9 protein-coding genes are annotated in these 8,001 nt (G+C 39.2%); 3 read left to right on the forward strand and 6 right to left on the reverse strand.

Features of this window, described 5'->3' with window-relative positions:
* Window positions 1-305 precede the first annotated feature (305 nt).
* From G322_RS0115445 to nirB, 3 genes are all read right to left on the reverse strand, one after another.
* Window positions 306-1,187, reverse strand: coding sequence for a formate/nitrite transporter family protein (locus G322_RS0115445; protein ID WP_022942639.1), 882 nt, complete (start codon window positions 1,185-1,187; stop codon window positions 306-308).
* A gap of 113 nt (window positions 1,188-1,300) precedes the next feature.
* Entirely contained in the window at window positions 1,301-1,627 is a 327-nt protein-coding gene (nirD, locus tag G322_RS0115450) for a nitrite reductase small subunit NirD (RefSeq protein ID WP_022942640.1), read from the reverse strand.
* Window positions 1,627-4,173 carry a nitrite reductase large subunit NirB gene (gene nirB, locus G322_RS0115455; RefSeq protein WP_022942641.1) on the reverse strand — a complete coding sequence of 849 codons (2,547 nt, stop codon included), beginning with the start codon at window positions 4,171-4,173 and terminating at the stop codon, window positions 1,627-1,629. Before nirB ends, nirD begins: the two co-directional genes overlap by 1 nt.
* A 239-nt stretch (window positions 4,174-4,412) precedes the next feature.
* On the opposite strand from nirB, the gene G322_RS0115460 reads away from it, so the two are divergent.
* Window positions 4,413-4,898 (forward strand): 2-thiouracil desulfurase family protein, encoded by a 486-nt coding sequence (locus G322_RS0115460; RefSeq protein WP_022942642.1) that lies wholly within the window; start codon window positions 4,413-4,415, stop codon window positions 4,896-4,898.
* Between the two features lie 27 nt (window positions 4,899-4,925).
* Complete coding sequence (locus G322_RS0115465; RefSeq protein WP_022942643.1) at window positions 4,926-5,279, forward strand: hypothetical protein; 354 nt, start codon at window positions 4,926-4,928, stop codon at window positions 5,277-5,279.
* 84 nt (window positions 5,280-5,363) lie between these two features.
* On the opposite strand, the gene G322_RS22940 is transcribed toward G322_RS0115465, so the two are convergent.
* Complete coding sequence (locus G322_RS22940; RefSeq protein WP_022942644.1) at window positions 5,364-5,525, reverse strand: DUF1289 domain-containing protein; 162 nt, start codon at window positions 5,523-5,525, stop codon at window positions 5,364-5,366.
* Between the two features lie 82 nt (window positions 5,526-5,607).
* Between G322_RS22940 and G322_RS0115475 the strand changes: the two genes are divergently transcribed.
* Window positions 5,608-5,964, forward strand: coding sequence for a glutathione S-transferase N-terminal domain-containing protein (locus G322_RS0115475; protein WP_022942645.1), 357 nt, complete (start codon window positions 5,608-5,610; stop codon window positions 5,962-5,964).
* 29 nt (window positions 5,965-5,993) lie between these two features.
* On the opposite strand, the gene G322_RS21040 is transcribed toward G322_RS0115475, so the two are convergent.
* On the reverse strand, window positions 5,994-6,836 hold the full coding sequence (locus G322_RS21040; RefSeq protein ID WP_022942646.1) for an META domain-containing protein: 843 nt from the start codon (window positions 6,834-6,836) through the stop codon (window positions 5,994-5,996).
* Between the two features lie 65 nt (window positions 6,837-6,901).
* A partial coding sequence (locus G322_RS0115485; RefSeq protein ID WP_022942647.1) for a permease occupies window positions 6,902-8,001 on the reverse strand: 1,100 nt, incomplete at its 5' end.

Genomic DNA, 8,001 nt, shown 5'->3' on the forward strand with positions numbered 1-8,001 from the left:
ACATACTGTTATATAAATAAAAAAGCCCCGTGTTTACACACGAGGCTCAATCGTTTTATCACTTGTAAAAAGTTACTTAGGATTGGCTTCAACATTACTTGCGATTTTGTTTTTAAAATAGCCAGTCATTTATAATTGGCTTCAATATTACTTGCGATTTTGCTTTTAAAATAGCCAGTCATTTATAATTGGCTTCAACATTACTTGCGATTTTGTTTTTAAAATAGCCAGTCATTTAAGGCTTTTTAGAAACAATTTATCGCAAGTTATTTTGTAACGATTCCTTAAGGCTTTTTGGAAACAATTTATCGCAAGTTATTTTGTAACGATTCCTTAGCGTTTAATACCGCTTCAGTCGTCGTCACTTTTTGTTCTTGGACTTCACCCAAAGGAGCCGCCGTTTTTTTATGCGTTAGATAAAGAGGAATAGTCGCTAATAATAGACCACCAACGATATTACCTAGAATGGTTGGGATAAGGTTGAAGTTCAACCAAGTTGCAATACCAAAGTCAGCACCTAAAATCATACCCAGTGGAAATAGGAACATATTGACTACTGTATGCTCGAATACTAAAACAAAGAAGATAAAAATAGGCAACCACATTGCCACCACTTTTCCAGCAACAGAGCGCGCGGTCATGCCACCAATAACACCTAAACACACCATTAGGTTACAAAATATAGCGCGAACAAAAACGGTGATCCAGCCATCGGCACCTAGATTTTCAAAACCAACAGTACGCGCAGTGGATACTGCGATAAACTTCTGTGCCACTGCATTTGGATCGATTGAGAAGTTCATGGTCAATGAAATTGCAATCAAGTAGGCCACAATCAATGAGCCAATAAAGTTACCTAAGCCAACCAGTCCCCAACAACGAAAAACACGGCCCCAGGTAACACCAGGACGATTATCAAATTTAGCCAGTGGCGCTAAACCAAATACACCGGTTACCAGGTCAAAACCCATTAGGCTTAAAATACAAAAACCAACAGGGAAAACCAGTGCACCAACAAGGCCACTACCCGTTTGTGTAATGGCAGTGATTGCAACAACAACAGCAAGCGACAAAATAATGCCCGCCATGGTGCCACGTAGAATAAGATCTCGAGTGCCCGTTTTTACTTTGGCTTCGCCGACATCGATCATAGTTTGTACGAAATCAGCAGGTTTATTGTAAGACATAAATACGTCCCTTAAGGTTAAAGTTAAAATTAAAATTGAATAGTGAAAGGCTTCCTACTTACTCTAAGAAATGAAATAAGTAAGAAACTTTTAAGCTATTAAATCTCTATCTTTTACAGATGGATTTCAACTTGGCCATCGGTAATACGTGCTTGGTAAGTTTCTACGGAGACTTCACTGTTTTCTAAACATGAACCATCAATTAAGTTAAAGCGCTGTTTCTTAAGCGGTGAAGCAACCCATAACTGCTGTTGATGCTCACAGATAACACCACGAGACAATACGTTTGAGCGGGCAAAGGGGTCCATATTATTAATGGCATAGACTTTATTTTCTTCACTTGGACGGAAAATAGCAACTTGTTTACCATCAACTAATGCACATACACCTGTAGATGGGTAAATATTATCTAATTCACATACTTTAATCCATTTACTCATTACACTTCCTCCAGAGAGATATTATAAGTGGGTGTTTTTTCGTCTAAAAATGCGGGACGTTTTTGTGCTCGTTCAGGGGTAAATACTACATTATCATCGTGCTCATCACTATTAATGAAGTGAGCAAAACGCGCTAACTGCTTGTCGTCTGATAATGTTTTGGTCCACTCACATTGATAACTATCGATTGCATCGGCCATCTCTTTTTCTAGTTGCTCGTTGATACCGAGTTTGTTATTAATAATAACTTCTTTAAGGTATTCAATGCCACCTTCTAAGTTTTGTAACCACACTGACGTACGCGTTAGTTTATCTGCAGTGCGTACATAGAACATCATAAAGCGATCAAGGTATCTCACTAATGTTTCGTTATCTAAGTCCACAGCAAGTAGCTCGCCGTGTTTCGGTTTCATACCCCCATTACCACAAACATATAAGTTCCAACCTTTATCTGTTGCAATAAGACCCACATCTTTACCTTGAGCTTCTGCACACTCACGGGTACAACCAGAGACACCAAACTTGATTTTATGTGGTGTACGTAAACCTTTATAACGGTTCTCTAGTTCAACACCAAAACCAACACTGTCTTGCACACCAAAACGACACCAAGTACTACCGACACAGGTTTTTACCATACGTAATGATTTACCGTAGGCATGGCCAGTTTCAAAACCCGCATCAATCAGTTGCTTCCAGATATCCGGCAAGTCACCTTTATGAGCACCAAACAAACCGATACGCTGTGCGCCAGTCACTTTGGTATATAACTCATATTGTTGTGCAACATTTGCAACAGCCATCAACCCCTTGGGTGTCACTTCGCCGCCGGGCATACGCGGAATAACCGAGTAAGTACCATCTTTTTGCATATTTCCTAAGAAAATATCATTAGTATCTTGCAGGCCATTGTTTTCTGGCGAAAGAATATATTCACTCCAGCACGACGCAAGGATTGAACCAACGGTTGGTTTACAGATTTCACAGCCATAGCCTTGACCATATTTAACTAATAGGTCTTTAAAGGTTTTAATGCCTTCAATACGAATAAGGTGGAACAATTCTTGACGAGAATATTCAAAATGTTCACAAAGGTGATTTTTAACTTCCACACCTTGCTTGGCTAATTCAGAGTTTAACACTTGCGTGATTAATGGAATACAACCACCACAGCCGGTACCTGCGCCGGTTTCCGCTTTAATCGCACCAATTGTGCAATGACCGGCAGCAACCGCATCGGCAATATCCGATTTTTTAACATCAAAACACGAACAAACCTGCGCCGTTTCTGGCAGTGCATCTACCCCTAGGCCGACTTTTTCGCCACCAGCATGTGCAGGTAAGATAAGTGAATCTGGGTGTTTAGGTAGTTCAATATCATTTAATGTATATTGTAATAGATCGCTGTAACTTTCAGTATCACCCACCAGCACGGCACCTAATAGACGTTTACCATCTTCGGATACAATAATACGTTTATAGACAGAACTATTTTCATCGAGGTAAACATAACTTTTACAGTTAGGAGTACGACCATTAGCGTCACCAATACTACCAACATCAACACCAAGCAGCTTAAGTTTTGCGCTCATATCTGCGCCTGTGAACTCGTTATCACGCCCTAAAATGTTATCCACAGCAACTTTCGCCATGTTGTAACCCGGCGCCACTAAACCAAAGAACTTGTCATTCCAAGAAGCACATTCACCAATCGCGTAGATATCGGGATCAGAGGTTTTACACTGGTTATCGATGGTGATACCACCACGGCGACCCGTTGCTAAACCACACTGTTTAGCCAGTTTGTCTTGTGGGCGAATACCTGTTGAGAAGACGATAAAATCGACCTCAAGTTCAGTGCCATCAGCAAACTTCATGGTATTACGTGCACTTTCGCCACCGACCACGATCTCTTGGGTGTTTTTACCCGTGTGTACTTTCACGCCAATGCTTTCGATTTTATTACGTAGCATTTGACCACCCTGCTGATCAAGCTGTTCAGCCATCAATACAGGTGCAAATTCAATCACATGTGTTTCAACACCTAACGCTTTTAGTGCACCAGCGGCTTCTAACCCTAATAAACCACCACCAACAACCACACCATTTTTACTGCGACGTGCTGTTGCTTCAATGGCATTAAGGTCTTCAATGGTACGATAAACAAAACAGTCTTTGCTTTCATTACCTTTAATGGAAGGTACCCAAGGATATGAACCTGTTGCCATGATCAATTTATCGTAATAAACCGCACGACCCGTTTGCGAATGAATTACTTTTTCTTGGCGATTAATGGTCAGTGCACGCTCACCAATTAATACATTAATATTGTGTTTTTCATAAAACCCCTCTTTAACTAAAGAGAGTTCATCTGCGGTATGATGAGAGAAATATGAGGAGAGATGAACACGATCATAAGCAACACGTGGCTCTTCACAAAATGCAGTAATTTCAAATTGCTCCAGATCGGCTTTTTCAATAAAGTCTTCAATAAAACGGTGGCCAACCATCCCATTACCAATGATTACTAATTTTTGCTTACTCATATATCCCTCATTAAATAACTATTTTTTAATTAAGCGCAGATTACCAAAATGTAATAAAATTACATTGATAGATATCAATTACTGTTACACAAGTGCAACAAATAGGTCACGAATGGGTAAAAATCAACCACAACTGGGTAACAGATGCGCAACAAAACCACACTAGTAATGTGGTTGTTGACGATTTTATAACACCTTCTCGTTATAAAATTACATTTTACCGACAATTGGATTACAAAATGAATGATTCTTGTTACAAAATTATAATAAGTGCCTGCCTATTAGGTCAGCGAGTTCGTTATGATGCAAAAGTCAAAACCTACCACAGCCCACTCATCAACCAGTGGCTATTACAAGGGATAATATTACCCGTATGCCCTGAAGTATTAGGGGGGTTACCCACACCACGTCCAGCGGCGGAAATACAAATAAACAAACGTATTCAAACCCAACAAAATGAAGATGTCACAGATTCTTTTATGCAAGGTGCAGAGAAAACATTAGCCATTGCACTACAACATAATATAAAACTTGCCATCTTAACGGAAAGAAGCCCCTCTTGTGGTAGTTCAAAAATTTATGATGGGAGTTTTTCTAACATGCTGATTGATGGCCAAGGAGTAACAACTAAATTATTACGAGAGAACGGAATTTTAGTATTTAGCCAATTTCAATTAAAAAAAGTGCAGACTCAGCTCTCTTTATTAGCAAAACTACCCGAGTAATTTGACTGAAAATCGGAGGAATGATAGATGAAATACATTATTCTGGGTATCACAATGCTACTTTCAATCACCTGGCATTGGGCTCAAGCAAGTAATCTAGCTAAAAACCAATACAACGAAATTAAAATACAAGGAAAGGTGATTGGTTTAGAGGGTAATGTGATACTTAAAATAAAAGATAATTATCTTAGCCTCTCCCCTTACGAACGATTTACTTTGGCAATACAGACCACAACACACAAAAATTTAATCATACAAGTTATCAATCAACCCGAAAATCAACAGTGTAAACTGGAAAAATCTATACCTACAGAAAACATAATACGTCTTATTGTCTCATGCCAGATGATGACTAAAACAACAATGACAGTGGCTTTTTAACGACGACTAATTCCGATAACCCACTGTTCATATTAATTATGTTAAAAAAAACGAACCTTAACCTCTAGTAAGTGGATCACAAACTCACTGAGAATCCGCTTTAATACGTTGCAATATCTCGCTTCTTCTCTTTTTCGTTGCTTGCCCCCACTCTTTTATCTCCTCCAAACTACGTAAACAGCCGATACATACACTTTCTCTGCTTAAACAACAATTGCCCACACAAGGGCTTTCTATTTTATCCATTTTTGACTCTTTTTGGGGGCTTAATAGCATTATATCCGTTACACTATGCAACAATTTTATAACACTCACAAAGGAAGTTCAGATGTTTATCATTCGTTGGATCTTAGGTCGACTCATTTTGCTGCTTAACTTTATTTTCAGCCCTAAAAAATTACAGCGCAAAGCAACTGAGCAAGCGGCAGTTGATGCACAAACTAAATCTCTGCAGCTTTATCAATATGCGGCCTGTCCATTTTGTGTAAAAGTACGTCGAGATATTCGCCGTAATGGTCTCAACATTGTTACTGTAGATGCAAAACTAGCTGATAATAAACAACTACTTGCCTCGCAAGGTGGTAAAGTTCAAGTACCTTGTTTACGCATCGAAGAAAATAATAAAGTGAGTTGGATGTATGAATCATCTGCAATTAGTACTTACTTAAATGAACGCTTCGCATAAATGACTGTTCATGGTCGGTTTTTACCGACCTATTTCACCATAAACTGCAACAGTAGCGTTTTATCTTCACCATAAAGATACAACGCTTTTCCCTCTTCTTTAACCTGCCATTTTTTCACTTTAGGCAGTGCCGCCAAGAAATATTTTTCTACCTCCATCAGTCCAGCACAATATTTCGATGATGAGATAAATTGATTAAACATAATGGTGCCCTCTTCAATTTGATAGCTACCTTGGAATTTATTACAACCTCCACTACCAAAAGCATAATTTTTTTCCATATCAAAACTCAGATGTGCTTTACTTCTCTGCTTCGTTTGTAATACCCAGAACTTATTTCCGAGTAAGTTTTGAATATCTAATTTGACAGGCTCTGGTACCGGTGAGGGAGTCGCGGTAATAATTTCTATCACCCTTGGCGTTGGTGTCATTATTTTAGCAATCATTATTTTTTTACGTGGTTTGGGGGGGATTTGCATCTCAATGGTGAGTGGCTGAGAAAGGTCAGCACGGGTTAACGGCAACAACCCTTTATTTACATATAAAACGTTATGGTTATTAATTACCTGTACACGTAGTTGATAAATACCCACATCAGACAATGAGTTAGTTAAAACGGGTAACTTAAATAATTGGGGGAAATTACTAAAATCACTGCCCTCAGAAGCAGCCAAAATAGCAAATTTCGTTTCCCCTTGAGCGCGAGATTCTAAGCTTAATTTGAAAATAGTACTGGGTTCAACTTCTATAGAATATTCATAATGTAACTGTCCATTAATGGTAACCGCTTTAGGTATGTTGTATAACGCATACCCTTCTGCAAGTGCAACGGAAATTGCGATAGCAATTAGGATCCAATACAACTTTTTCATATTCAAGCCTCGCTTTAATTAATCTCACTTATTAATCAAAGCGTAGTGCATGAAAAGCAATCTCTCTAGTGATGGTGGTGCTTTAAAAAGCTTTTAGGCACAAGCTCTGCGATAAAATCACGCGCGCCACGCCGTAGAAGAGAGCTAAAATATAAAAGAAGAATAATAGCAAGGCTGACCATTTGCCAGAGGCTGTAATTTTCAATGCTTTGCTCAAGCCATGTCAATGATATTACCTCAATATATTGGTTTAACAGTAATCCCATTAAGAACGCTCCCACTAACATCAACATAGCAAGACTCATGGCAGCAAAGAATCCCTGTTGCTGTTTCAATGTTTTAAGCAACTCTAAACTAATTGTTGGTGCAATCAAAAAGAAGGCAATGGCAGCCCCCGGTGATAAGCCCGCCATTAATAAAACGGCAAGCACTGGCGTAATACCTGTAGCACAAAGTGCAAAAGGAAAAGCAATCACCAGCATCACTAACACTTGTAACCATAATGCTTGATCAAAGAACGACCATGCAGGTGTTGTAGACAATGTTGCTGCTAATGCCCAGCCTAATAAAACCCACGGCGCAGTATGATCTAATTGATGCTGATAACCCTGTTTAATCGCAGTAATAAAGCGTGATGTGGGCTTACCACCAGAACAACTATGCACTGTAATTGAAGAGATAGTGGCTTTAAAATGTCGCCCTAATAGCCACGCAATCGAAAGTGCAAAAACAGCCGCTAAACCAAGACGTAATAACAACATCTGCTCACCTAATAAAGGCAGTGAGATCAGCAGAGCATCAAAACCAATAATGGGCGTAGCAATTAAAAAAGCAGTGGCAAAGGTCTGATTTGCGCCTAACCCCAATAACTGTTGATGCATTTTACTGGCACTCGGAGAACAAACAGGCAGAGGTAATCCATACACAACCCCTTTCAAGCTATCTTTGAAAAAATGTTGACTACCCTGCATCGGCATAATAGAAAACTTAGGTTTAAAATAATGCATCAGCGCACTTAATAAGTAAGCAAACAGTAACATAGGCGCGCTATATAGCGCTATTTTTACAAAGTTAAGCAGTGTTAATGCCGTGTTAGAAGCCCCTTCTGCTTCGTGATCATGTTCTTCATGAGCATCTACTTCGTGACCATGTTCTTCATGAGCAT

This window comes from Psychromonas hadalis ATCC BAA-638 (assembly GCF_000420245.1).
Classification (GTDB): Bacteria; Pseudomonadota; Gammaproteobacteria; order Enterobacterales; family Psychromonadaceae; genus Psychromonas; species Psychromonas hadalis.

What these genes read in the sequence shown, in the direction of transcription:
- G322_RS0115475 (WP_022942645.1), top strand. Translation starts at nt 5,608, where the DNA reads ATGTTTATCATTCGTTGGATCTTAGGTCGACTCATTTTGCTGCTTAAC.
- G322_RS21040 (WP_022942646.1), bottom strand. Translation starts at nt 6,836, where the DNA reads ATGAAAAAGTTGTATTGGATCCTAATTGCTATCGCAATTTCCGTTGCA.
- G322_RS0115460 (WP_022942642.1), top strand. Translation starts at nt 4,413, where the DNA reads ATGAATGATTCTTGTTACAAAATTATAATAAGTGCCTGCCTATTAGGT.
- nirD (WP_022942640.1), bottom strand. Translation starts at nt 1,627, where the DNA reads ATGAGTAAATGGATTAAAGTATGTGAATTAGATAATATTTACCCATCT.
- G322_RS0115445 (WP_022942639.1), bottom strand. Translation starts at nt 1,187, where the DNA reads ATGTCTTACAATAAACCTGCTGATTTCGTACAAACTATGATCGATGTC.
- G322_RS0115465 (WP_022942643.1), top strand. Translation starts at nt 4,926, where the DNA reads ATGAAATACATTATTCTGGGTATCACAATGCTACTTTCAATCACCTGG.
- nirB (WP_022942641.1), bottom strand. Translation starts at nt 4,173, where the DNA reads ATGAGTAAGCAAAAATTAGTAATCATTGGTAATGGGATGGTTGGCCAC.
- G322_RS22940 (WP_022942644.1), bottom strand. Translation starts at nt 5,525, where the DNA reads ATGGATAAAATAGAAAGCCCTTGTGTGGGCAATTGTTGTTTAAGCAGA.